Source organism: Streptomyces reniochalinae (assembly GCF_003323735.1).
GTDB classification, from domain to species: Bacteria; Actinomycetota; Actinomycetes; order Streptomycetales; family Streptomycetaceae; genus Streptomyces; species Streptomyces reniochalinae.
This window is the reverse complement of record NZ_QOIM01000046.1, coordinates 12,545-38,760: the sequence shown is the minus strand read 5'-3', so window position 1 is coordinate 38,760 and position 26,216 is coordinate 12,545. Positions and strand designations below refer to the sequence as shown.

The following is a 26,216-nucleotide window of genomic DNA, read 5'->3' as shown; positions in this document are numbered from 1 at the left end:
TCGTCCTCCCCCAGGAGAGCTCGCAGCGTCGCCGCCAGGTCGGGGCAGCGCCGGGCCGGGCCGGCTCGCACGGCGCCTTTCCCACCGTCATGGACATCGCCGGCCGAGTCGGGCCCACGAGCACCTTCTGCCCGGCAGGCGGGTATCCCGGCAGTGCCGCCGAAGCCGTGGCGGAACAGTGGCACGGCGGGGCGACAGTCGGGCCGCACCCACCTGGATGACACCGTCCCGCTGACTGTCGCGTGCGCAGGCGCTCAGATGGCTGTTTTGCGATTGAGAAGCGACGCCCTCGGTAAAAGCTGGCCTATGCGCAATGTGAGTGACTTCGTCATCGACCGCCTGATCGCATGGGATCTGCACCAGTGGTACGGCTATCCGGGCGATGGAATCGGCGGGTTCGACGGCGCGCTGGTGCGCGCCGAACGAGCCGGCAAGGATTTCCGGTACATCCGCCCCACCCACGAGGAGATCGCAGCGTGGATGGCGTGCGCGCACGCCAAGTTCACCGGCGAGGTCGGGGTGTGTGTCGCGACCTCGGGACCGGGGGCGATCCACCTGCTGAACGGGCTCTACGACGCCAAGATGGACAACCAGCCCGTGGTCGCTGTGGTCGGCCAGCAGGGGCGGGTGTCGATCGGAAGCGAGACACAGCAGGAGCTGGACCTCGAACGGGTGTTCCAGGATGTGGCCGGTTTCGTCGAGACCGTCACGACACCGATGCAGGCGCAGATGGTCGTCGACCGCGCGGTACGGGTGGCGCAGGCGCAGCGGACCCCCACGGTGGTCGTGCTGCCTGCCGACGTGCAGCGTATGGCGATGGCCGAACCCGATCGCGAGCACTGGGTCTCTCGTACCGGGGTCGGCTACCCCTCGACGGAGCTGCTGCCTCCCAGCGAGGAGGTCGAGCGGGCTGCGCGGGTACTCAACGCGGCGACCAAGGTCGCGATGATCGTGGGGCAGGGCGCCCGCGGCGCGACCGACGAGGTGATCGCGGTGGCGGACCGGCTGGGCGCGGGAATCACCACCACGTTGCTGGGCAAGGACGTCGTCCCCGGCGATCTGCCCTACAACTGCGAGCAGCTCGGCCTGCTGGGCTCGCGGGCGAGCTACAACATGATGCAGGAGTGCGACAGCTTGCTCATGGTGGGCAGCAATTTTCCCTACGGCGAGTTCCTGCCGCCGACCGGGCAGGCTCGCGGGGTGCAGATCGACCTCGATCCGGCGCACCTGAGCGGGCGCTACCCCATGGAGGTCAACCTCCTCGGCGATGTCAAGGTCACGCTGGCCGCGCTCCTCGACCGCCTCGAGCGCGTCGAGGACCGCAGCTGGCAGAACCACGTCATCGATGACATGCGGGCGTGGAACGAGGTGTGCGACCACCAGGCGGCGACGTCGGCGGACCCCGTCAATCCCCGCTACGTCTATCAGCAGCTCAATCAGCGGTTGCCCGACGACGCCGTCGTCACCTGCGACGCGGGCAGCACCGCGGACTGGTACGCCAACCACATCAGGCTCGGCCGCGGCATGAGGGGAAACACCTCCGGCCGGCTGGCCTCGATGCTCGGCTCGATGCCGTACGCCGTGGCCGCCAAGTTCGCCCATCCGGGACGTCCGGTGGTGTGCACCATCGGGGACGGCGCCTTCCAGATGCTGGGGATGAACGAGCTGCTCACCGTCAAGCGGCACTGGCGCAGCTGGGAGGATCCGCGGTTCATCGTCATGGTCCTGCACAACAACGATCTGACGCAGGTGTCCTGGGAGATGCGCGAGGCCGGCGACCCCCGCTACAACACCAGTCAGATCGTGGAGGACATGAACTACGCCGACTACGCCACACTGCTGGGGTTCGACGGGATCCGCGTGGACAGACCGGACGACGTCGCTGACGCGTGGGACCGTGCCTTCGCCGCCGACCGTCCGACGCTCCTTGACGTGCGCACCGACCCCGACGTTCCACCGCTGCCGCCGCACATCACCTACAGCCAGGCCAAAGACGTGGCCTTGTCGGTGGCCCGGCGCGACCCCGCTGCGGGGCAGGTGGTCGAGAACGGTGCCCGCGCCATCGCCGCGGAACTGTTCGCCACGGCCCGCCACGCGCTCCACCGGGACTGAGACCTCGCCACCGACCTGGACCCCGTGAAGCGTGACGCGGCACAAGACAGAAACCGCTCGGGCCCCATGACCGAGAACGCGCCCCAGCAGGGCGACGGGGAAAGCAACGGCGTCATCGTCATCTCGGGCATCTCCGCGGCGGGCAAGTCCACCGTCGCGCAGGCCCTGGCCGAGCGGTTGGACCGGCCGGTCCACGTGCGCGGGGACTTCTTCCGCCGCATGATCGTCAACGGCCGGGTGAACATGACCGCGCAGCCGGACCCGGAGGCGCTCGCCCAGCTCCGGCTCCGGTACCGACTGGCCGCCGCGTCCGCCAACGCGTACTGCGCCGCGGGCTTCACCGCCATCGTCCAAGACGTCGTGCTGGGCGAGCACCTGGCGGAGATGACCGAGATCATCACGAGCCGGCCGCTGGCCGTGGTCGTACTGGCGCCCGAACCCGACGCGAAGACGTGAGTCGGCACCAGATCGGCTTCGCCGTGGTGCCGGCCGAGCTGCCGCGTTCGGCCGTCGGCTGGGAACGGGTGCGCAGCGTGCCCGACGCCCGGGGCAACGATGTGACGCCGAGTACAGGAGCGGGCCGGAGAGGCGACCGGTCACCTGCCGGCCGGGGGCGAGGGCCCCACGGCGCGGCCGGCGCGGGCGTGGTCCGTTCGCAGCCGGTCAGCGGCGCGGTTCGACACGCCGGAAGCCCGCGCCGGTCTTGCTGCCGAGCTGCCCGGCGGCGACCAGCTGTTCCAGCGGTGCCGCCGGCGCCAGCGCCGGGTCGCCGAAGTGTTCGTGCAGCCGCCGCTGGATCGCCAGTGCGACGTCCAGGCCGATGGTGTCCAGCAGGGTGAACGGGCCCATCGGGAAACCGAATCCCCGCCGCACGGCCGTGTCGATCTCCGCGACGTCCGCCTCGTCGGAGACCAGCGCGGCGGCCGCGTCGTTGAGGTAGGGAAGGAGCAGGAAGTTCACGATGAACCCGGCCCGGTCGGTGCAGTCGACCGCCGTCTTGCCCAGCCGCGCGCAGAATCGGTGCGCGGTGTCGAGTACGCCGTCGGCGGTGTGCTCGGTCCGCGACACCTCGACCAGACGCATGACCGGCGCGGGGTTGAAGAAGTGCAGCCCCACGACCGCCTCAGGACGGCGCGTGGCCGCAGCCAGCTCCGCCACCGGCAGGCTGGACGTCGTACTGGCCAGCACCGCACCGGGCTGGGCCACGCCGTCGAGCGCGGCGAACGCTCCGACCTTGACGGTGATGTCCTCGCAGAGCGCTTCGATCACCAGGTCGCAGTCGGACAGCGCCGCGAGGTCGTCGGCCGGTTCCAGGCGGCCGAGCGCGGCGTCCCGCGCTTCGGCGGTGACACGGCCTCTGCGCACCGCTTTGCGCAACGAACCTCCGACGGCCTCGACAGCCTGATCCGCCCTGTTACGGTCGCGTGCGCGCAGCACGGTGGCAAGACCCGCCTTTGCCGTGACCTCGGCGACGCCGCGGGCCATCACGCCGGAGCCGAGCACGCCCACGCGCCGCACGGCCGGCCCCGACCGCTGTGCGCCGGCCCGGCCGGCATCGGCCTCCAGCGCCCGCTCGCCGCCAGCGGTGTAAGGGTAGAAGCCGCGTCCTGAGGTGCGACCGCGGTGGCCGGCCGCGCGCAGCCGCTCCAGCGACCCGGCGGGCCTACGCGCTCCCGTACGGTTGTGCCGTGCGGTCAGGACCTGGTGCGCGTGCTCCAGCCCCACGAGGTCGAGCAGCTCCAGCGGTCCTGTGGGCAGTCCACAGCCGAGCCGCATCGCGGTGTCGATGTCCTCCCGCGTGGCGTACCCCTCATCGAGCAGCCGCACCGCACGGTCCAGGTAGCCGAAAACCAGCTGCTCGGCGACCCGTGCGGCGCGGGGATGCGTGTGGAAGGACTCCGTCCCCAGCGCCCGCAGCAGCTCGTCGAGCACGGCGAGCGCGTCGGCCGCACACGCCGTGGTGTCCACCGGCGCGGCGGCCCCCTTCCCCGGTGGCGGCGAGAAGAAGCGCAGACCGACCGTCCTGGCCGGGCGCCCCGAAGCGATGGCCAGCTCAACGACCGACAGCCCGGTCGTCGTGGTCACCACGACCGTCTCGGCAGAGCACACGGTGTTGATCCGGCGCAGCACTTCCCGCTTGGTGGACCGGTGCTCGGGGACCGCCTCGATGACCGCCCGCGCCGGAGCCACCGCGTCGATCCTCGAGGCCAGGACCACCTCGGGGGCACCGCCTTCCGCGCGGACAGGAGGCGACTTTGCGAGGCGCTTCGCGACGTCGGCCACCACGTCGGCGTCGTTGTCGACCCCGATCACCTCCAGTCCTGCCGCGGCGAGCGTCCGCAGCAGCGGCTCACCGAGCGCACCGAGACCGACCACGCCCACCGGGGCCGGCTGATGTTCTGGCATGGCGTCCTCCCCTCAGCTGATGCTCTGGAAGCGGCTGATCTCTGTCAGGTGCAGGGCGCGCAGTCCGGGGTCGGTCACGCCCAGACCGGGCTCGGGTGCGAGACCGAGCACGCCGACCTTCCCGCTGTGCCGGTTGCGGTGCACCTCGCGGGTGGCCTCTCCGGCCTGTTCCAGTGGGTGCACGACGGACAGCGTGGGATGCACCATGCCCTTGGCTATCAGCCGGTTGGCCGCCCACGCCTCGCGGTAGTTGGCGAAGTGGCTGCCGACGATCCGCTTGAGGTGCATCCACAGGTAGCGGTTGTCGTAGGTGTGCTGGTAGCCGGACGTCGAGGCGCACGTCACCACCGAGCCGCCGCGTCGGGCCACGTAGACGCTGGCCGCGAAGGTCTCACGGCCGGGGTGCTCGATCACGATGTCGGGGTCCTCCCCGCCGGTGAGGTCCCTGATCTGCGCACCGAGACGCTTCCACTCCCGGGGGTCGGGGGTCGTCGTGTCCTGCCAGAACCGGTAGCCCTCAGCAGCGCGGTTGACGACCAGCTCAGCGCCCATGGAGCGGACCAGTCCGGCCTTGGCCTCGCTGGAGACCACACAGACCGGAATCGCGCCCCCGTTGAGGGCGAGCTGGGTGGCGTACGACCCCAGGCCGCCGGCCGCACCCCAGATCAGCACCACGTCGCCCTGTTTCATCGTCGCCCCGTTGCGGGAGACCAGCTGCCGGTACGCGGTGGAGTTCACGAGGCCCGAGCAGGCCGCCTCCTCCCACGTCAGGTGCGCGGGCTTGGGCATCAGCTGGTTGGCCCGCACCAGGCAGAGTTCGGCCAGGCCGCCGAAGTTCGTCTCGTAGCCCCAGATGCGCTGCTCGGGGTCGAGCATGCTGTCGTCGTGCCCGTCCGGCGATTCCAGGCCCACCGACAGGCAGTGTGCGACGACCCGGTCGCCGGGCTTCCAGTGGTGCACGCCTGGCCCGGTCCGCAGTACGACGCCCGCCATGTCGGAGCCGAGCACGTGGTAGGGCAGGTCGTGCCGTGCCGCCGCGGCGCTGGTGCGTCCGTAGCGGGAGAGGAAACCGAAGGTCGACATCGGCTCGAAGATCGAGGACCACACCGTGTTGTAGTTGACGGCACTGGCCATCACCGCGACGAGGGCTTCGCCGGGGCCGGGAACCGGGGTCGGCACGTGCTGCACGTGCATCGACTTGTGCGGGTCCTTGTCCGCCGTGGCCATTCCGTCGAACATCTCGGTCTCGTCGCGACGCACGACCACGCCGCGGTATTCCGACGGCACCGGCAACGCCTCGAAATCCGCGGGTTCCGCACTGTCGGAGAGAATCGCACTGATGGTTTCGTACAAGAGAATTCCCCTGCCAGGTCGACCGCGTCGTACGGGCATCCGGTGTCGGGCGGATCCGGCTCGACAGCAGAAACGATCTTCGATGTACCGCTCTGGGCCCCAATGGCCTCGGATACATGTCATTCCTGCGTCAGTCTATGGATTGCCGGATTCCCGGAGCACCCCTAGGAAACCCCTAGACGCGCCGCCCGCGGAGCCGGGCACTGCTGACCGTCACGGACTCGGCCAGGGAGGAATCACGAAACGGCTTTACCCTCACTCCGGTCACGGAATGGGCACTGCGACAGGCCGGCTCCGGGAACTGATTCGTCATGTCGGTACGGGTTCGCGCGGGGACCGCATTTCCGTTTTTCTCTTCGGTCGGCATCGCCCGTTCCGCTTCCCGGGCCGCGGTGTTCAGCGGGGGTCGGGCAGCCAGTTGCCGTGGAAGCCGTACGGGACGCGTTGCGGAAGATGGATGGTGGCGACCGGCTCCGCCGCCATGTCGGAGACGTCCACGACGACCAGGTCGCTGGTGTCCCTCGCGGCATCGTAGACATAGGTCATCAGCCACCCGGCGCCACCGGCCCGGTCGTCGGCGGGGGCGAAGGCGGCCTCGCTGGGGATCCGGCCCGGACCGAAGGTGTGCTCGGCGACGGCGCCGGTGTGCATGTCGTAGCGCAGCAGCGCACCGGGAACCGCGTCGTGGCTGGGGTGCGCAGCGGCGATGATGGTGTGGGTGTGCCGGGCGTTCTGCCCGACGAGCCGGTCGTCGATACGGGGGAACTCGGTGCTGCGGTCGTCGAGCTGGACTTCGGTCACCTTCCCCGCGTCCAGATCCACGGTCCACTCCCACAAGGTGGCGTCCGGGTACGCCTCGGCGCTGTCGGCGACCCACAGTCGGGGGTAGCGGACGACCTGCAGGACGATGGAGTCGCCGTCGTCGTAGGCGTTGGAGACGTGGAAGACGTAGCAGGGCTCGATGTCGAACCAGCGGATCGCGGCGTGGGGCTCCTCGCGCCGCAGCACACCGATGCGCGCCCCGTAGGAGGCGTCCCACCGGTAGGGCAGGGTGTCGCCGGCCATCGCGCGGTTGATGTCGAAGACGACGGGCAGGTCCATGAAGATCACGTGCTGCGCGGTCAGCGCGAAGTCGTGCATCATCGTGGCGCCGACCTCGTCGACCGGGCGGCTGAGGGTCAGGTTCCCCGCCGCGTCGGCCCGGTGGTAGGTGAGGAACGGCGGTGCCAGCATCCCGTACCCGAAAAAGTGCAGCTCGCCGGTGACCGGGCAGGTCTTGGGGTGCGCGTTCATCGCGGTGGTGAGCTTGCCGTCGAAATCGTGCGGTCCGACGGTGTCGAGGTCGGCCGTGAGCCGGTAGGGGAGGCACGCTTCGGCCAGCGCCAGCGTGTGTCCGGCGTGCCGGACGACGTGGGTGTTGGCGCTGCCGGCGGTGAGGTCCCGGTTGCCGAACTCGTCGAACATCGTCGCACCTTCGGTGAAGGTGGAGGTGCGCACCCAGCGGTTGCGGTAGGCCGTGGCACGGCCGCCTTCCAGCCGTATGCCGTGGACCATGCCCTGGCCCATGAACCAGTGTGCGGCGGTGGCCTCATGGGGGTTCGGACCGTTGCGCAGGTACCAGCCCGTCAGCTCCTTGGGAAGGGATCCGGTCACGGCCAGGCCGTGCGAGGTGAGTTCCTCGGTGACCGGGGCGTAGTTGCCAGCGAGATGCGGAGCCGCGGTGGGCAACTGCTCGCTCCTTTCAGCCGCATTACGGTGATCCAGACGCGTTACGGGGGCCCGGTTGAGGGGACTTTTGTCTCCGTCCCGGTGCGAGCATGCGGCATTCACGCTACATGACCCGCGATTTTCTCACCCTTACCGAATACCGGGGCGAAGGTAACCCCTAGGGCACCCCTGCGACGCACCCCAGAAGCGGTCGAGGTGCCAGAGGGCGTCCACGGCTGCTCCGCACCACGACAGGCCGTCTTCCTCGCGTCACGACAGGCCGTCCGCAAGACGCACAGGGGCAGGAAATCTGGGGCGGCTAGGGGTTACCTGCCACCCGCCCGTTGCAAATAATCGACGGGGCCCAGCCGGCATACGGGGACGGAGACTTCGCGGTGCACTCGTTCGTCAGTGGCTCCTGCCACTTCTTCCGCGCGGAGAACCGTGTTCACGCGCCGGTGGCGGTGGCTACGGGATTCGGCGAGTGCGACACCGCCGGCTGATCCGGTCAGCGAGCTTCGTCGACGACCGCGCAGGTTCCGGATTCAGGATTGGGTTCAATGGCGTTCGACTCTTCCTCAGGCATTCTCGCTGACGACCCGATAGCGGTTGTGGGAATGTCGTGCCGACTTCCCCTGTCACCCGACCCGGACGCGTTCTGGCGGCTGCTGCGTGCCGGGCGGGACGCCGTCACGGAGCCGCCGGCCGACAGGACACGCCTCCACTCCCCCGCTGCGCCCGACGAGACACCTTCGAGGCGTGGCGGGTTCATCGACGCGGTGGCCGACTTCGACGCCGAGTTCTTCGGTATCGCGCCGGGCGAAGCGGCCATGCTGGACCCCCAGCAGCGACTCGTGCTGGAGCTGAGCTGGGAGGCCCTGGAGGACGCCGGCATCGTACCCACCCGGCTGCGCGGGACAGCCACGTCCGTCTTCGTCGGCGCGATGGCCGGTGACTACGCGAACGTGGTCGCGTCCGGGGGTGTCTCGGCCATCACCCGCCACACCCTCACCGGGCTCGGGCGTGCGCTCCTGGCCAACCGGGTCTCCTACGCACTGGGTCTGCGCGGCCCCAGCCTCACCGTGGACTCCGCCCAGTCCGCGGCGCTGACAGCAGTACACATGGCCTGTCAGAGCCTGCGGACGGGCGAGTCCGAATTGGCCGTCGTCGGCGGTGTGAACCTGAACCTCACCCCGGAGAGCACGGTCACCGCGGCGAAGTTCGGCGGCCTCTCGCCGGACGGGACGTGCTTCACCTTCGACGCCCGGGCCAACGGGTACGTGCGGGGTGAGGGCGGAGGGGTCGTCGTCCTCAAGCCGCTGGCGCGGGCGCGGGCCGACGGCGACCACATCCACTGCCTGATCGTCGGCAGCGCCGTCAACAACGACGGCTCCAGCAGCGGACTCACCGTGCCCGGCCAGCAGGCGCAGGAGGAGGTGATCCGCCTGGCGCACCGGCGCGCCGGGATCGAGGCGGCGGACCTCGCGTTCGTCGAAGCGCACGGCACCGGAACACGCGTCGGCGACCCGATCGAGGCGCGGGCGCTCGGTGGTGCGATCGGTGTCGGGCGGGAAAGGCCGCTGCCGGTCGGCTCGGCCAAGACCAACGTCGGTCACCTCGAGGGCGCCGCCGGCCTCGTCGGACTGCTCAAGGCCGCGCTGAGTCTGCGACACCGCGAACTGCCTGCCAGCCTCCACTACCGGACCCCGAACCCCGCGATCCCGTTCGAGGACCTCAACATCCGGGTGAACACCGAGCTGGTGCCGCTGTCCGGCACCGGTCAGCTGGTCGCCGGGGTGAACGCGTTCGGCATGGGGGGCACCAACTGCCATGTGGTGCTCGCCTCCTACGAGCACGAGTCCGCCACGGCTCGGCCGCTCCCCCGCTTCGACGGTCCCCTGCCGGTGCTGGTGTCGGCGCGCGGCGAGCAGGCGCTGAGCGCGCAGGCGGCTCGCCTCCACGAGCACCTGGCCGGCTCGGACGCGGGCGGCGTGGTGGACGCGGCCTACTCGGCGGCGACGACCCGGGAGGCGTTCGACCACCGCGCCGTCGTGATCGCGAGCGGTCCCGACGCCGTTCTGGGCCACCTGGCCCGGCTGTCCCGTGGGCAGCCCGCACCCGACATCGTCTCGGGCCGGACACGCGGGTCGCAGCCGGCGGTCACGGCCTTCCTCTACTCCGGTCAGGGCAGTCAGCGGGCCGGCATGGGGCGCGGCCTCTACGCGACGTACCCGGCCTTCGCCGCGGCCGTCGACGAGGTCTCGGAGCACTTCGACGCGGCTCTGCCGCTGCCGTTGCGCGAGGTCATGTTCGGCGACGGCGCCGGCCCGCTCGAGCGGACGGCGTTCACCCAGCCCGCGTTGTTCGCCTTCGAGGTCGCGCTCACCCGGCTCCTCGAGAGCTGGGGTGTGCGGCCGAGTCAGGTGATCGGACATTCGATCGGTGAGGTCACCGCGGCGCACATCGCCGGAGTCCTGTCACTGCCGGACGCGTGTGCGTTGGTCGCCGCGCGGGGCGCGCTCATGCAGGCCCTTCCCTCCGGCGGCGCGATGTTCGCGGTGGAAGCCGACGAGCAGGAGGTGCGGGAGGCGCTCGCGGACGCGGCTTCCGTGGGCGTCGCGGCGGTCAACGGTCCTTCGGCCGTGGTGATTTCCGGCGCGGAGCGGGAGGCGGCACGGATCGCGGAGGTCTTCGCCGGGCGAGGGCGGCGGACGCGGCGTCTTCGGGTGAGCCACGCGTTCCACTCTCCGCTGATGGATCCGATGCTGGAGGAGTTCCGCCACGTGGCGGAGGGGCTGACCTATCACGCGCCCCGCATCCCTGTCGTCTCGAACCTCACGGGTGGATTGGCCACCGCGGAGCACCTGCGGTCACCGGAGCACTGGGTGCGGCACGTGCGGGAGGCGGTGCGCTTCGGCGAGGGGGTACGCGCACTGGCCGCGGCGGGGGTCACCACGTTCGTCGAGGTCGGTCCTGACGCGGTGCTGACCCCCATGGCCCAGGACGCGGTCGACGGCGCGGCGAGCGGCGCGGACGACGGCGCGCCGCTGGTCTTCCTCGCCACCCAGCGCGAGGGCAGGCCGGAGCCGCTCACGCTGATGCGGGCCGTCGGCGGGCTGCACGTTCACGGGCACGAGGTGGACTGGCCGGCGGTGTTCGCGGAGTCCGGCGCGCGGCGCACCAAGCTGCCGACGTACGCGTTCCAGCGCACCCGCCACTGGCTCGGACAGCAGCAGGTGGCGTCCGGTACCGCGGGGCCTCCGGCACCCGTACCCGCCGAGGCAGCGCCCGTGGTGGCGCCACCGCGCGCGAGGGATGTGCTGGAGGTCGTGCGCACCGGCGTCGCCGTCGTGCTGGGTTACCCCGACGCGGCCGGCGTCGACGACGACCGCCCGTTCAAGGACCTCGGTCTCGACTCGCTCGGTGCGGCGGAACTGTGCACGTACGTCAACAGCACCGCCGGCACGTCGTTGTCGCCTGCGGCGCTGTTCAGCCACCCCACTCCCCGGCGTCTCGCCCGGCACCTGCGCGGGACGGCGGCTCAGGGCAGCGCACCCTCCGTGAGCGAGGCGGGCCGCACGCAGGACGTGTCCGAGCCGATCGCGATCGTCGGTATGGCCTGCCGCTATCCCGGTGGCGTCACCACCCCTGAAGCGCTCTGGGACCTGGTCGCCACCGCGACGGACGCCATCGGCACCTTCCCCACCGACCGCGGCTGGAATCTCGACGCGCTGTACCACCCCGACCCCGACCACAGCGGAACCGCCTCCACGCGGCACGGCGGTTTCCTCCACGACGCGGGGCTCTTCGACCCCGCCTTCTTCGGGATCTCTCCACGTGAGGCCCGAGCCATGGATCCGCAGCAGCGATTGCTGCTGGAGACGTCGTGGGAGGCCGTCGAACGCGCCGGGATCGCCCCCACCGCCCTGCGCGGTACCCGCACGGGGGTGTTCGCCGGTGTCATGGCGCAGGACTACGGGCCGCGGCTGCACGAGGCGTCGGGCGACGGGGAGGGGTACGCGCTGACCGGTCGTTCGGTGAGCGTCGCTTCCGGACGCATGGCCTACGTGCTGGGCCTGGAGGGTCCGGCCGTCACCGTCGACACCGCCTGTTCGTCGTCGCTGGTCGCCCTGCACTCGGCACTCTCCGCTCTGCGTTCCGGCGAGTGCGACCTCGCGCTGGCCGGCGGTGCGACCGTGATGGCCACACCGGGGATGTTCCTGGAGTTCTCGCGCCAGCGCGGGCTTTCCCCGGACGGCCGCTGCAAGTCCTTCGCCGCCGGCGCCGACGGCACCGCCTGGAGCGAGGGCGTCGGCATGCTCCTCGTCGAACGGCTCTCCGACGCCCGCCGCAACAGCCACCCCGTCATGGCGGTGGTACGAGGTTCGGCGATCAACCAGGACGGCGCCAGCAACGGTCTCACCGCACCCAGCGGCCCGTCACAGGAGCGGGTGATCCGCCAGGCCCTGGCCAACGCGGGTCTGGCCGCGGGGGACGTGGACGCGGTGGAGGCCCACGGCACCGGGACGGCGCTGGGCGATCCGGTCGAGGCGCAAGCGCTGCTCGCCGCCTACGGGCAGGACCGGCGAGCGGATCTGCCGGTCTGGCTGGGGTCGCTCAAGTCGAACATCGGCCACACCCAGGCCGCCGCCGGCGTCGGCGGGATCATCAAGATGGTCCTCGCGATGCGGAACGGCGTGCTCCCCCGGACGCTGCACGTCGACGAGCCGAGCCCCCACGTGGACTGGGCAGCGGGCGGCGTCGAGCTGCTGACCGAGGCACGGGAGTGGGCCGGGGGCGACCGCCCGCGTCGGGCCGGTGTCTCCTCGTTCGGCATCAGTGGCACCAACGCACACGTCATCCTCGAAGAGCCCCCGCCAGCTGCAAAGAGCGCGCCCGCGGCGACCGCGTGCCCCCTCGTGCCGTGGGTGCTCTCCGCGCACAGCGCGGACGCGTTGCGGGGGCAGGCGGATCGGCTCAGGTCGTGGATGGAGGCGCATCCGGGCCAAGATCTCGTCCAGGTGGGTGCGTCGCTGGCCTCGGGCCGCGCGCTGCTCGGCCACCGTGCGGTCGCGCTCGGCGCCGGCCCCGAACAGTTCACTCGTGCCCTGGAAGCGCTGGCCTCCGCCGCGGACAGCCCGGCCGTGGTCACGGGCAGCGCGCGTGGTCCGGTGCCGACGGCTTTCCTGTTCGCCGGGCAGGGGAGCCAGCGTCCGGGGATGGGCCGGGCGCTGGCCGCGGCGTTCCCGGTGTTCGCCGACGCGCTCGACGAGGTCGCCGGGGTTCTCGATCGGTTGCTGCCCTTCCCGCTGCGGGAGGTGATGGGCGCCGAACCCGGCTCGGAGCCGGCCGCACGGCTGGACGAGACGGGGATGGCTCAGCCTGCCCTGTTCGCGTTCGAGGTCGCCCTCCACCGGCTGCTGGCCTCTTGTGGCGTGACCCCGGACGTTCTCGTCGGGCACTCGATCGGTGAGATCGCTGCCGCACATGTGGCCGGGGTGATGTCGCTGCCGGACGCGTGCACGTTGCTGGCGGCGCGTGCGCGGCTGATGCAGGCGTTGCCCACGGGCGGGGCGATGACCGCTGTCGCGGCGCCCGAGGAGGAGGTGCTGCCGCTGCTCGCGGGCCACGAGGACCGCCTCGGTGTCGCAGCGGTCAACGGCCCTGCCTCGGTGGTGCTCTCCGGCGCACGGGAGGCGGTCGACCAGGTCGTCGCGGTGCTGGCCGAGCGCGGGGTGCGCACCGGAAGGCTGCGGGTCAGTCACGCGTTCCACTCGCCGTTGATGGAGCCGATGCTCGCCGGGTTCGCGGAGGTCGCGGCGTCGTTGACCTACCACGAACCGTCGGTTCCCCTCGTCTCGAACGTGACGGGACGACTCGCCGCCGAGGGGCAGCTCACCGACCCCGCCTACTGGGTCGACCATGTGCGCAGGACGGTGCGGTTCGCCGATGGCGTGGGGGCCGCGCTCGGTGCGGGTGCGGCGGTCTTCGTCGAGCTGGGACCCGACGGGGTTCTCAGTGGTGCGGCGCAGCAGTGTGTGGAGGGCGACACGGTTGCCGTTCCCACCGGGCGCAAGGACCGCGACGAGGCCCACACGTTCACCGAGGCGCTGGGCCGGCTGCACACCTGCGGCGTCCCGGTCGACTGGACCGGCTACTTCCCGCCCGCCACCGCCCACGTGGACCTTCCGACCTACGCCTTCCAGCGCGCGCACTACTGGGTGGACACGGCCGGGTCGGACAGCTCGGGAACGCCCGTGACCGGGCATCAGGCCACGGGCACCGCGCAGGACCCCGAGGAGAGGCTCGACGAACGGCTCGGCGAAGCGCGGATCTTCGACGTCGACTGGCAGCCGATGGCCGACGGCGGCGAGCCGGCCACCCACCTCGCCACGGTCGGTGCCGGCCTCGCCGTCCCCGGGGCACCCTCCTACCCGGACCTGACGAGCCTGGCCCAGGACGCGGCCGGGCCGACGGCCGTCCTGATGTCGCCTCTCGTGGAGGCGGCCGAAGACCCCGCCGCGCACGCCGAAGCCGCGGCGGCGCAGGTGCTGCGGGTGGTACAGCAGTGGCTCGACGACGACCGCTTCGCGCACGCGCGGCTGGTCGTCGTCACACGCGGCCTGGTCACGGACGCGGCCGACGCCTCCCCGTGCCTCGCCGCCGCGGCCGTCTGGGGTCTCGTCCGCTCGGCGCAGACCGAGTTCCCCGACCGTCTGGTCCTCCTGGATACGGATCACGACGACCGGTCGGCCGGCAGGGTCGCGGCAGCTCTCGGCTCCGGCGAACCGCAACTGGCGGTCAGGGAAGGCGAGATCCTGGTGCCCCGGCTGGCCGCCGCGGCCCCCACCTCGGTGCCGGACCTCCCAGCGCCGCCCTGGGACCCCGAGGGCGCCGTGCTGGTCACCGGCGCCACCGGGACGCTCGGCGGGCTCATCAGCCGCCACCTGGTCACCGCCCACGGCGCGCGGAACCTCGTGCTGGTCAGCCGCCGTGGGCCGGACGCACCCGGTGCGGCCGAGCTGGCCGAGGAGCTGACCGCACTCGGCGCACGGGTGCGCGTCACAGCCTGTGATCTGACCGATCGCGACGCGCTCGCTTCGCTGGTCACCGACGTCCAGCGGGAGCGCCCGCTGACCGCGGTGGTGCACGCGGCGGGCGTGCTGGACGACGGCATCGTCCCCGCGCTGACTCCCGAGCGACTCGACGCGGTGTGGCGGCCCAAATCGGACTCTGCGTGGCATCTCCACGAGCTGACGCGGGACCTTGATCTTCACGCGTTCGTGCTGTTCGGCTCGGTCTCCGCGGTGCTCGGCAGCGCGGGGCAGGCGAACTACGCCGCCGCGAACGGCTTCCTCGACGGCTTGGCCCGGCACAGGCACGCCATCGGACTGCCCGCGACCGCGATGGCGTGGGGGCTGTGGGAGACGGGGTCGGGCGGCATGTCCGACGCCCTCGACGCGGCCGCGGTCACCCGCTGGGCACGCCTGGGCGTCGACCCGCTCCCGCGTGACCAGGGCCTCGCGCTGTTCGACGCCGCGCTGGCGGGCGGAAAGGCCGCCGTCGTGCCGGCGGTCCTCACCACCAGCGAGCTCGCCGACGGGCCGGTTCCGCCGCTGCTGCGCCGACTCGCCCGGCACGCGCGGGCACGGCGCACGAGCGGCGACGCCGCGACCGCCGCGCCGAGCACGCCGTTCGCGGAAGAGCTGGCCGGTCTCGACCGTGAGCAGCAGGACTCCGTCCTGCGCGATATGGTGCTCAGCCGTGCCGCACTGGTACTCGGTCACGCGAACCCCGGCACGCTCGGCTTCGACCAGGCGTTCAAGGACGCCGGGTTCGACTCACTGACCGCCGTGGAGCTGCGCAACAAGCTCAACGCCGCCACGGGAGCGCGCCTGCCCAGCTCGGTCCTGTTCGACTACCCGACGCCGACGCTGCTGGCCGACTTCCTGCGTACGGAGCTGCTCGGCGCCGCGGCCGGTGCGGCGACCACGAGGGCCACAACGGCCGCGGCGGCGCCGCGCGTCGCTGACGAGGCCGTCGCGATCGTGGGTATGGCGTGCCGCTACCCGGGCGGTGCGGCCTCGCCGGAGGACCTGTGGCGGATCGTCGCGTCCGGTGCCGACGTGATCGGTGAGTTTCCCACGAACCGCGGTTGGGATCTGGCCCGGCTCTACGACCCGGACCCGGAAAGCCGCGGGACCTCGTACACGCGGCACGGCGGATTCCTCTACGACGGGGGCGACTTCGACGCCGAGTTCTTCGGCATCTCGCCGCGTGAGGCCCTCGCGATGGACCCGCAGCAACGGCTCGTGCTCGAAACCTCCTGGGAAGCCATCGAACGCGCGGGGATCGACCCGACTTCCCTGCACGGCAGCAGCACGGGCGTGTTCGCCGGCCTGGCCCCGCAGGAGTACGGGCCGCGCAAGCACCAGGCGCCGGAAAGCGTCGAGGGCTACCTGCTGACCGGCGGTTCGGCGAGCGTCTCCTCGGGTCGTGTCGCCTACACGTTCGGGTTCGAGGGTCCCGCGGTGACGGTGGACACGGCGTGCTCGTCGTCGCTGGTCGCCCTGCATCTCGCGGCACAGGCGTTGCGTAGCGGTGAGTGCGATCTCGCGCTGGCCGGCGGGGCGATGCTCATGGCCACGCCGGGCACGTTCGTGGAGTTCTCCCGCCAACGGGGTCTGTCTCCCGACGGGCGGTGCAAGGCGTTCGGTGCCGGCGCGGATGGTACCGGCTGGGGTGAGGGCGTGGGCATGCTCTTGGTGGAGCGGCTCTCGGACGCGCGGCGGAACGGGCATCCCGTGCTCGCGGTGGTGCGGGGCTCGGCAGTCAACCAGGACGGTGCCAGCAACGGCCTGACCGCACCCAACGGCCCCTCCCAGCAGCGGGTCATCCGGCAGGCGCTCGCCAACTCCGGGCTCTCGGCGTCGGACGTGGACGCGGTCGAGGCGCACGGCACCGGCACCACGCTGGGCGACCCGATCGAGGCGCAGGCCCTCATCGCCGCCTACGGCCAGAACCGCCCGGCCGAGCAGCCGCTGTGGCTCGGGTCGATCAAGTCGAACATCGGCCACACCCAGGCCGCCGCAGGCGTGGCAGGCGTGATCAAGATGGTGATGGCCATGCGGCACGGTGTGCTGCCGCAGACCCTGCACGCCGAAGAGCCCAGCCCCCACGTGGACTGGTCGGCCGGTGCCGTCGAGCTGCTGACCGAAGCACGCCAGTGGACCACCAGCGACCGGCCGCGCAGGGCCGGCATCTCCTCGTTCGGCTTCAGCGGCACCAACGCCCACGTCATCATCGAGCACGCGCCGGAAGAGCCCGCCGCACAGGTGGCCGCTCCACCGGTCGTGCCCTGGGTGGTCTCCGCGCGGACCGCGGACGCCCTGCGCGCACAGGCCGCGAAGCTGGCCGAGTACCTGTCCGCCGAAGATCCTGACGTCGCGGCGGTGGGTGCCGCGCTGGTGTCCCGGACCGTGATGGACCATCGTGCGGTGGTGGTGGGTGCGGGTCGGGTGGAGTTGTTGGCGGGGTTGGAGAAGCTGGCCGGGGGTGAGGTCTGGCCTGGTGTGGTCACGGGTTCGGGTTCCGGCGGGATGGTCGGCTTTCTGTTCTCGGGCCAGGGCAGTCAGCGTCCCGGGATGGGACGGTCCCTGGCAGCGGCGTTCCCCGTCTTCGCCCAGGCACTGGAGGAGACCGCCGAACTCCTCGATCCCCTGTTGCCGTACCCGGTACGCGAGGTGATGTTCGCCCAGCCCGGCACACCCACCGCCCAGCTCCTGGACGAGACCGGCATGACCCAGCCGGCACTGTTCGCCTACCAGACCGCCCTGTACCGGCTGCTGACCACCTTCGGCGTCACCCCCGGCGTGCTGGTGGGCCACTCGATCGGAGAGATCACCGCCGCCCACCTGGCAGGCGTCTTCGACCTCAAGGACGCCTGCACACTGGTGGCCGCCCGCGCCCGCCTCATGCAGGCCCTGCCCCCCGGCGGAGCCATGCTCGCCATCACCGCACCCGAAGCGGACGTCCTCCCCCTCCTGGCCGGACACGAGGAAGACGCCGGGATCGCAGCGGTCAACGGACCCGCTTCCGTGGTGGTCTCCGGCACCGCGGACACCGTGGAGAGCATCGGTACCGCACTGGCCGAGCACGGCATACGCACCCGCACCCTGCGCGTCTCCCACGCCTTCCACTCCCCCCTGATGGACCCCATGCTCGCCGAGTTCGCCGACACCACCGCGACACTCACCTACCACGAACCCACCCTCCCCCTGGTCTCCAACCTCACCGGCACACTCGCCACCCCAGGCCAACTGACCGACCCCGACTACTGGGTCCACCACGTCCGCCACACCGTCCGCTTCGCCGACAGCATCACCACCGCCCACCACACCGGCGCCTCCCTCCTGGTCGAACTCGGCCCCGACACCACCCTCACCAGCCTCGCCCACCACAACACACCCGACACCACCACCGTGCCCACCGCACGCAAAGACACCGACGAAACCCACACCCTCCTGACCGCACTCGGCCACCTCCACACCCACGGCATCCCCCTCAACTGGAACACCCTCCTCCCACCCACCCACCACACCCCCCTCCCCACCTACGCCTTCCAACACCACCACTACTGGATGGCGTCGAATGCCGCACCCGGTGACATGGCCGGGGCAGGACTCGGCGCGGTCGAGCACCCCTTCCTGACGGCGGCCACCGCCCTTCCGGACAGCGGCACCGTGCTGCTCACCGGACAGCTGTCCCTGGACACCCATCCCTGGCTCGCCGACCACGACGTCCTGGGCACGGTCATCCTGCCCGGCACGGCGTTCGTGGAGATGGCCCTGTGCGCCGCCGAACAGGCCGGCTACCAGGGGCTCGAAGAGCTCACCTTCGAGAGCCCGGTCGTCCTCCTTCCGGGCCGGACGACCCAACTGCACGTCCTCGTCGACACCGGCAACCGCACCCTCACGATCCATTCACGCAACGCCGGAACCGAGGCGTGGACCCGGCACGCCACCGGCGTCGTCGACAACGACCGGCCGTCCGCTGCCGCCGCGGGCGTCTGGCCACCGGAGGGTGCCACACCTGTCGAACTCGGCGACCCGTACGGCGACATGCTCGACCGCGGCTACGCCTACGGCCCGGCCTTCCAGGGCCTGCGCGCGGTGTGGCGCTCCGGCGAGGACGTCCACGCCGACATCCGACCGCCCGAGCAGGTCCGCGCGGACATCGGAGGGTTCGGGCTGCATCCGGCGCTGCTGGACGCCGCCCTGCACCCCATGACCCTGGTCATGTTCGACCGGCTGCCCGGTGCGCAGGCGTTGCTGCCGTTCTCCTGGTCGGGCGTGACCCTCCACGCCGTCGGCGCCACAGCACTGCGGGTGCGCATGTCCCCCGTGGGCCCGGACGAGGTGTCCGTCGCCGTCACCGACCAGACCGGGGCACCTGTGCTGACGGTCGACTCGTTGACGGTGAGGCCCGCGTCGGACGAGCAGCTCGCCGCCGCACTGGCGCGCACCTCCCACCAGCCGCTGTACACCCTGGAGTGGACGAGCGCGCCCACACCGCCGGCACCGGAACCCGCGCGCCGGCTCGCCGTGCTGGGCGCGCATCCGCTCGGCACGGCTGTCGCGGCCCACCCCGGCCTGGGTGCGCTCCGTGCGGCGTCGGAGGAGCGGGCCCCTGACGTCGTGCTGGCCTTCCACGCCGCGGCCCCCGGAGGCGACGTACCGGCCGACGCACGCAGCGGTACGCGACAGGTACTCGGCCTGCTCCAGGACTGGCTGGCCGACGAGCACTGGTCGGGGTCCCACCTCGTCATCGTGACCACTGCCGCGGTCGCGGCTTCGGCAGGCGATGTCCCCGACCTGGCCGCCGCGCCGGTATGGGGCCTGGTCAGGTCCGCCCAGACCGAGCACCCGGGCCGATTCACGCTGCTCGACACCGACGGTGCCGACGCCTCGACGCGGGCCCTGATCGCGGCCTCGGCATCCGGTGAGCCACAACTGGCGTTGCGGAGCGGCTCGGTCCTGCTGCCCCGGCTCTCCACGGCGCGGTCCGAGGACCCCGCCCTCGCGCGGGACACCGCCCCCTCGGGAGAGACCGCCCCCTCGGGAGACGCTGCCCCTTCGGGAGACGCTGCCCCTTCGGAGGACACCGACGGCACCGTACTGATCACCGGGGGCACCGGCGCGCTGGGCGGACTGACGGCACGCAGGCTGGTGGCGGAGCACGGGAGGCGGCACCTGGTCCTCGCGTCGCGGCGCGGGGCCGAGGCTCCGGGCGCTGAGGAGCTGCGGCAGGAGTTGGTCGGGCTCGGTGCCGAGGTCACGTTCGCCGCGTGCGACCTGTCCCGGCGGGCCGAGGTCGCCACGCTGCTGAGCGGGATCCCGGCGCTCCGCGGCGTGGTGCACCTCGCCGGGATGGTCTCCGACGGCGCGCTCGCCTCCCTCGAACCCGCCCAGGTCGACGCCGTGTTCGGCCCGAAGGCGGACGCGGCCTGGCATCTGCACGAGCTGACCGCGGACCGGGACCTGTCCTTCTTCGTGCTGTACTCCTCCATCGCGGGTACGGCCGGGAGCGCGGGGCAGGCGAACTACGCCGCCGCCAACGTGTTCCTCGACGCGCTCGCCGCCGGACGGCGTGCCCAGGGACTGCCGGCGACGGCGCTCGCGTGGGGCCTCTGGCAGCTGGAAGAGGGCATGTCGGGCTCCCTCGGCGAGGCCGACGTCGCGCGCCTCCAACGGACCGGCATCAGCCCCCTGGCGGTGGACGAGGGCATGGCCGCCTTCGACGCCGCCGTCGCCCTCGACGCTCCGCTCGTGATCCCGGCGCGGCTGGACCTCGCGGCCCTGCGCCGGCGTCCAGACGTCCCCGCGGTCTTCCGGGGACTCGTGGGCACTCCGGCCCGCCGCGCCGCGGCCGCCACAGCGCCGGCGGACACGGACGCGCTCACCAGGCGGCTGGCCGGGCTGCCCTCGGGGGACCAGCACCAGGTGGTCCTCGACCTGGTGCGCTCGGGCATCGGCACCGTGCTGGGGCACACCACGCCCGTCGCCGTCGACACCGAGCGCGCCTTCTCCGACCTCGGCTTCGACTCGCTGAGCGCCGTCGAACTGCGCAACCACCTCAAGGCGGCCACCGGCCTCACGCTCGCGCCCACGCTGCTGTTCAACCACCCCACACCGCACGACCTGGCCACCCACCTGCACCGCCGGCTGACCGGCGCGAAGGCGGCCCCGGCTCAGGTGGTGCCGGCGGCAGGCAGCACCGACGAGCCCCTCGCGATCGTCTCCATGGCCTGCCGGTACCCCGGCGGCGTGGGCTCGCCCGAGGACCTGTGGCGGGTGCTGACCGAGGAGACCAACACCACCTCCACGTTCCCCACCAACCGCGGTTGGGCCCTGGACGACCTGTACGACCCCGACCCGGACCACGCCGGCACCTCCTACACCCGGCACGGCGGCTTCCTGCACGACGCGGACCGGTTCGACGCCGAGCTGTTCGGCATCTCGCCACGCGAGGCCACCGCCATGGATCCGCAGCAGCGGCTGCTGCTGGAGATCACCTGGGAAGCACTGGAGCGGGCCGGCCTGGACCCCACCGCGGTCAGCGGTACCCGCACCGGTGTCTACGCCGGTGTGATGTACCACGACTACGGTGCGCGGCTGGCGCAGGCGCCCGAGGGGTACGAAGGATTCGTCATCAACGGCAGTGCCGGAAGCGTCGCGTCGGGGCGCATCGCGTACACGTACGGCTTCGAGGGCCCGGCGGTCACCGTCGACACCGCCTGCTCGTCGTCGCTGGTCGCGCTGCACTCCGCGGCGCAGGCGCTCCGCTCCGGCGAGTGCGACCTCGCACTCGCCGGCGGCGTCACCGTGATGGCGACGCCGAACGTCTTCGTCGAGTTCTCCCGCCAGCGCGGCCTCGCCCCGGACGGCCGCTGCAAGTCCTTCGCAGCCGACGCCGACGGCACCGGCTGGAGCGAGGGCGCCGGCATGCTCCTCGTCGAGCGGCTCAGCGACGCCCGCCGCAACGGCCACCCCGTCCTCGCCGTCGTCCGCGGCAGCGCGATCAACCAGGACGGAGCCAGCAACGGCCTCACCGCGCCCAACGGCCCCTCCCAGGAACGCGTCATCCGCCAGGCCCTGACGAACGCCGGACTGACCACCTCCGACATCGACGCCGTCGAAGCACACGGCACCGGCACGACCTTGGGCGACCCCATCGAGGCACAGGCCCTGATCGCCACCTACGGCCAGGACCGCCCCGCCGACCGCCCCCTCCAACTCGGCTCCCTCAAGTCCAACATCGGCCACACCCAGGCCGCCGCCGGTGTCGGCGGCATCATCAAGATGGTCCTGGCTCTCCATCACGGTGTGCTTCCCCGCACGCTCCTCGTCGACGAGCCGACGCCCCACGTCGACTGGTCGGCGGGTGCGGTCAGGCTGCTGACGCGGGCACGTCCGTGGGATTCCGCCGGCCGCCCGCGCCGGGCCGGCGTGTCCTCCTTCGGCGTGAGCGGCACCAACGCACACGTCATCATCGAGGAGCACCCCGCCGAGGTGCCCCCACAGGACACGGCGGCGCCGCGTGTCGTGCCCTGGCTGGTCTCGGCGAAGACGCCGGAGGGCCTGCGCGCGCAGGCGACGAACCTGCTGACGTGGCTGGACGCGCACGCCGACGCGGACGTCACCGCGGCGGGCCGCGCTCTGCTGTCGGGCCGGGCGCTGTTGGAGCACCGCGGGGCCGTGGTGGGCGCCGACCGGGACGAGCTGCGGGCCGGGCTGCGCGACCTGTGTGCCGCCTCGCCGGCCGGCCCGAGGGCCGGTGGCCGGACCGCGTTCCTGTTCGCGGGGCAGGGCAGCCAGCGACTGGGCATGGGACAGGCACTGTCGGAGAGCTTTCCGGTGTTCGCGGACGCGCTGGACGAGGTGTGCCGGGTGCTCGATCCCCTCCTGCCCCGGCCGGTCAGGGACGCGATGTTCTCCGACGGGGAGGCGCTGGATGAGACGGGCATGAGCCAGCCGGCGCTGTTCGCCTTCGAGGTCGCCCTGTACCGGCTGCTGGCCTCCTTCGGTGTCAGGCCCGACGTCCTGGTCGGGCACTCCGTCGGGGAACTCGCGGCGGCGCACGTCGCCGGAGCGTTCTCCCTCGAGGACGCGTGCACGCTCGTCGCTGCGCGCGCCGGCCTGATGCAGGCACTGCCCCCTGGGGGCGCCATGCTGGCCATCGCGGCACCGGAGCACGAGATCGCACCGCTGCTCAAGGAACACTCCGACAAGGCCGGTGTCGCCGCGGTCAACGGGCCCTCGTCGGTCGTGGTGTCGGGGGCGGAGCAGGCGGTTGCCGAGGTGGCGGAGAGCGTCGCGGAGCAGGGCACACGCGTGCGCAGGCTGCGGGTCTCGCACGCGTTCCATTCGCCGCTGATGGAACCGATGCTCGATGAGTTCCGTGCCGTCGCGGCGCGGGTCGACTACCACGCCCCGGCCGTCCCCGTCGTGTCCTGCCTGACCGGCGAGCTCGGCACCGGGCAGCACGCGACCCCCGAGTACTGGGTCGAGCACGTCCGGCAGGCGGTGCGCTTCGCCGATGGGGTCGCCGCCGCGTACGCCGCGGGCGCCACCACGTATCTCGAGCTGGGACCCGACACGGTGCTCACCGGGCTCGCCGCACAGATCCTCGACGGCGACGCGCTGTGCGTGTCCACGGCGCGCGAGGGCCGCGACGGTGTGCGCACGTTCGTCGAGGCGCTCGGGCGGCTGCACACCGGCGGCGTCGCCGTGGACTGGGAGCGCTGCTTCACCGACGTGCCGCACCGGCACGTCCCACTGCCGACGTACGCCTTCCAGCGCGAGCGCCACTGGATCGACGAGCCGGCGCCTGCCGGTGACGTCACCACCGCGGGGCTCGGCGCGATCGACCATCCACTGCTCGGCGCCGTCGTGCCCGCCCCCGGCACGGACGCGGTCACGCTCACCGGTCGCCTCTCGACCGCGACACACCCCTGGCTCACCGACCACACCGTGGGCGGTGCCGCGGTCGTGCCCGGCAGCGCGCTCGTCGACATGGCGACCAGGGCGGCGGACGAGGCCGGTGCCGGAGCGATCGAGGAACTGACCCTGCACGCGCCCCTGGTGCTGCCCGACCAGGGTTCCGCGCAGGTTCAGGTGACCGTCGCCCCGCCGGACGAGCAGGGGCGCCGCACGGTCGCCGTCCACTCGCGGACCGGGGGCGGAGAGTGGACCACCCACGCCGACGGCGCGCTGCTGGCGGAGCGGTCCGCACCGGACTTCGAGCTCGGCGCCTGGCCGCCGCCGGGAGCCGAACTTCTGGACCTCGACGGCCTCTACGACAGGCTGTCGGCCGGCGGCATGGCCTACGGGCCGACCTTCCAGACCCTGCGGGCCGCATGGCGTGCGGATGACGCGGTGTTCGCCGAGATCGAACTGGTCACCGGCGCACACGCCGAGGCGGCCAGGTTCGGTCTGCACCCCGCGCTGCTGGACGGAACGCTCCACGCCATCGCCGCCGGCGGTTTGCTCGACGAGGCCCGGGAAGGACGCCCGTACCTGCCGTTCTCGTGGCAAGGGGTCAGCCTGCACGCCTCGGGCGCCACACGGCTGCGGGTGCGGATCACCGAGGCGGGCAGCGGGTACGCCGTCTCGGTCGCGGACGCGACCGGGGCACCGGTCGCCCGGGTCGGTGCCGTGTCCCTGCGCGCGATGACGCATGTCCGCGGTCCCGCTGCGGACGGCGGGCTGTTCCACGTGGACTGGGTGCCCGCTCCCCTCACGGGCACTCCTGGCACCCTGGCCGTCATCGGGGAGGCGCTGCCCGGTCTGGCCGCGGAGCGGTATCCCGACCTCGCCGCGCTCGGCGAGCGGGCCCCCGACCACGTGCTGGTCGACGTCCCGCGGACGGATGCCGACGTGCCGGACGCCCTGCGCGATGTCACGCACGGCACGCTGCGCCGGATCCAGGAGTGGCTCGCCGCCGAACGGCCCGCCGGCTCCCGCCTGGTGGTCGTCACCCGCTCGGCCGTCGCCACGGAACCCGAGCAGGACGTGGACCCGTGCCACGCGGCCGTCTGGGGGCTCGTGCGCGCCGCGCAGGCCGAACAGCCCGAGCGGATCGTCCTGCTCGACGCCGACGCGGACGGCGACGCCGCTTCGCTGGTGCCCGGCGCGCTGGCGACGGGCGAGCCGCAGCTGGCGATCCGCGACGCAGGTGTGCGCGTTCCCCGGCTGGCCAAGGCCACCGCCGCCACGGAACCAGGCCGGCCCGTCTTCGGCGACGGCACGGTCCTGGTCACGGGGGGCACCGGCGGCCTCGGCGGGCTCGTCGCGCGGCATCTGGTGACCGCACACGAGGTCAGGGATTTGGTGCTGGCCAGCCGCAAGGGGGCGGACGCGCCGGGCGCGGCCGACCTCGTCGCCGAGCTGAGCGGACTCGGCGCGCACGTCACGGTCGCGGCGTGCGACGTCGCCGACCGCGACGCCCTCGCCTCGCTGGTCGACTCCGTCGCGGAACTGAGTGCCGTGGTGCACACGGCGGGCGTGCTCGACGACGGCGTACTCACCGCGATGGACCCGGAGAAGATGGACGCCGTCCTGCGGCCGAAAGCAACGGCCGCCTGGCACCTGCACGAACTGACCCGGGACCGGAACCTGGCCGCGTTCGTGCTCTTCTCCTCGACCTCGGGGGTGCTCGGCAGCGCCGGGCAGGCCAACTACGGCGCCGCCAACGCCTTCGTCGACGCCCTCGCGCACCACCGCGCGGCCCACGGCCTGCCCGCCACCTCGGTGGCCTGGGGTCTGTGGTCGGCCGGCGGGATGGCCGCCGGGCTCGACGAGACGGGTCTGGCGCGGCTGGCCCGCACCGGCATCGCACCACTGTCCGCACAGGACGGCCTGGCGCTGTTCGACGCGTCGGTGTGCGCCACCCGCCCCCTCGTGGTACCCGTACGGCTGCGGCTGGACCGCCCTGTCGACGACGCCTCCCCGCTGTTGCGCGACCTGGTGCGCCGGCCCGTCCGGCGCACCGCCGACAGCTCCGCCGCCCCGGACGCTCTCCGTGACCAGCTGGCCGCACGGTCGCCGGAGGAGCGGAGGGAGACGCTGACCGAGCTGGTCCGCACGCATGCCGCTGCCGCACTCGGTTACGCCGAACCGCGGGCCATCGTCGCCGACCGGGCGTTCCAGGAACTCGGATTCGACTCGCTGACGGCCGTCGAGTTCCGCAACAGGCTCAACGCGCCCCTGGGGCTCCGGCTGCCGACCACCCTCATCTTCGACTACCCGACGCCGCGCGCACTGGCGGACCACGTGCTGAGCCTGCTCTTCCCCGAGGCGGACGCCGAGGCCAACACCGGCGGCCTCAGCGAGGCCCAAGTGCGCCGCCTCCTGGCGACCGTCCCCCTGCGACGGCTGCACACCTCGGGCCTGCTGGATCCGCTGCTGCGGCTCGCCGACTCCCCCGACGACGAGCACACGCAAGAGAACACGGCACAGGACATCGACGAGATGGACGTCGACGCCCTCATCCAGATCGCCTTCGACGGCAACGACTCCTGAACGCGACCGATCCGAGGGACACCGGACACCAACGCCTCAACCACTCGAAGGTGTAAA

General features: G+C 72.3%; 6 protein-coding genes. 3 read left to right on the top strand and 3 right to left on the bottom strand.

The features are described from left to right. The first annotated feature begins 306 nt into the window (after window positions 1–306). Complete coding sequence (locus tag DQ392_RS30265; protein WP_114018903.1) at window positions 307–2,112, top strand: thiamine pyrophosphate-requiring protein; 1,806 nt, start codon at window positions 307–309, stop codon at window positions 2,110–2,112. A gap of 66 nt (window positions 2,113–2,178) precedes the next feature. Continuing rightward, complete coding sequence (locus DQ392_RS30260; protein ID WP_114018902.1) at window positions 2,179–2,568, top strand: AAA family ATPase; 390 nt, start codon at window positions 2,179–2,181, stop codon at window positions 2,566–2,568. Between the two features lie 207 nt (window positions 2,569–2,775). Here the strand turns inward: DQ392_RS30260 and DQ392_RS30255 are convergent, their stop codons facing one another. The 3 genes from DQ392_RS30255 to DQ392_RS30245 all read right to left on the bottom strand — a co-directional run bounded on the left by DQ392_RS30255 (window position 2,776) and on the right by DQ392_RS30245 (window position 7,599). Next, entirely contained in the window at window positions 2,776–4,518 is a 1,743-nt protein-coding gene (locus DQ392_RS30255) for a 3-hydroxyacyl-CoA dehydrogenase family protein (RefSeq protein WP_114018901.1), read from the bottom strand. 12 nt (window positions 4,519–4,530) lie between these two features. Then, complete coding sequence (gene ccrA / locus DQ392_RS30250; RefSeq protein WP_220182672.1) at window positions 4,531–5,871, bottom strand: crotonyl-CoA carboxylase/reductase; 1,341 nt, start codon at window positions 5,869–5,871, stop codon at window positions 4,531–4,533. Between the two features lie 396 nt (window positions 5,872–6,267). Further along, window positions 6,268–7,599 (bottom strand): carotenoid oxygenase family protein, encoded by a 1,332-nt coding sequence (locus tag DQ392_RS30245; protein ID WP_114018899.1) that lies wholly within the window; start codon window positions 7,597–7,599, stop codon window positions 6,268–6,270. 539 nt (window positions 7,600–8,138) lie between these two features. Between DQ392_RS30245 and DQ392_RS35570 the strand changes: the two genes are divergently transcribed. Beyond that, window positions 8,139–26,159, top strand: a complete 18,021-nt coding sequence (locus DQ392_RS35570) for a type I polyketide synthase (protein ID WP_281273052.1) — start codon at window positions 8,139–8,141, stop codon at window positions 26,157–26,159. The last annotated feature ends 57 nt before the right edge of the window (window positions 26,160–26,216 follow it).

Bases quoted from the DNA above. Each gene is read 5' to 3' on its own strand.
- DQ392_RS30265 (WP_114018903.1), top strand. From the start codon at position 307: ATGCGCAATGTGAGTGACTTCGTCATCGACCGCCTGATCGCATGGGAT.
- DQ392_RS30260 (WP_114018902.1), top strand. From the start codon at position 2,179: ATGACCGAGAACGCGCCCCAGCAGGGCGACGGGGAAAGCAACGGCGTC.
- DQ392_RS30255 (WP_114018901.1), bottom strand. From the start codon at position 4,518: ATGCCAGAACATCAGCCGGCCCCGGTGGGCGTGGTCGGTCTCGGTGCG.
- DQ392_RS35570 (WP_281273052.1), top strand. From the start codon at position 8,139: ATGGCGTTCGACTCTTCCTCAGGCATTCTCGCTGACGACCCGATAGCG.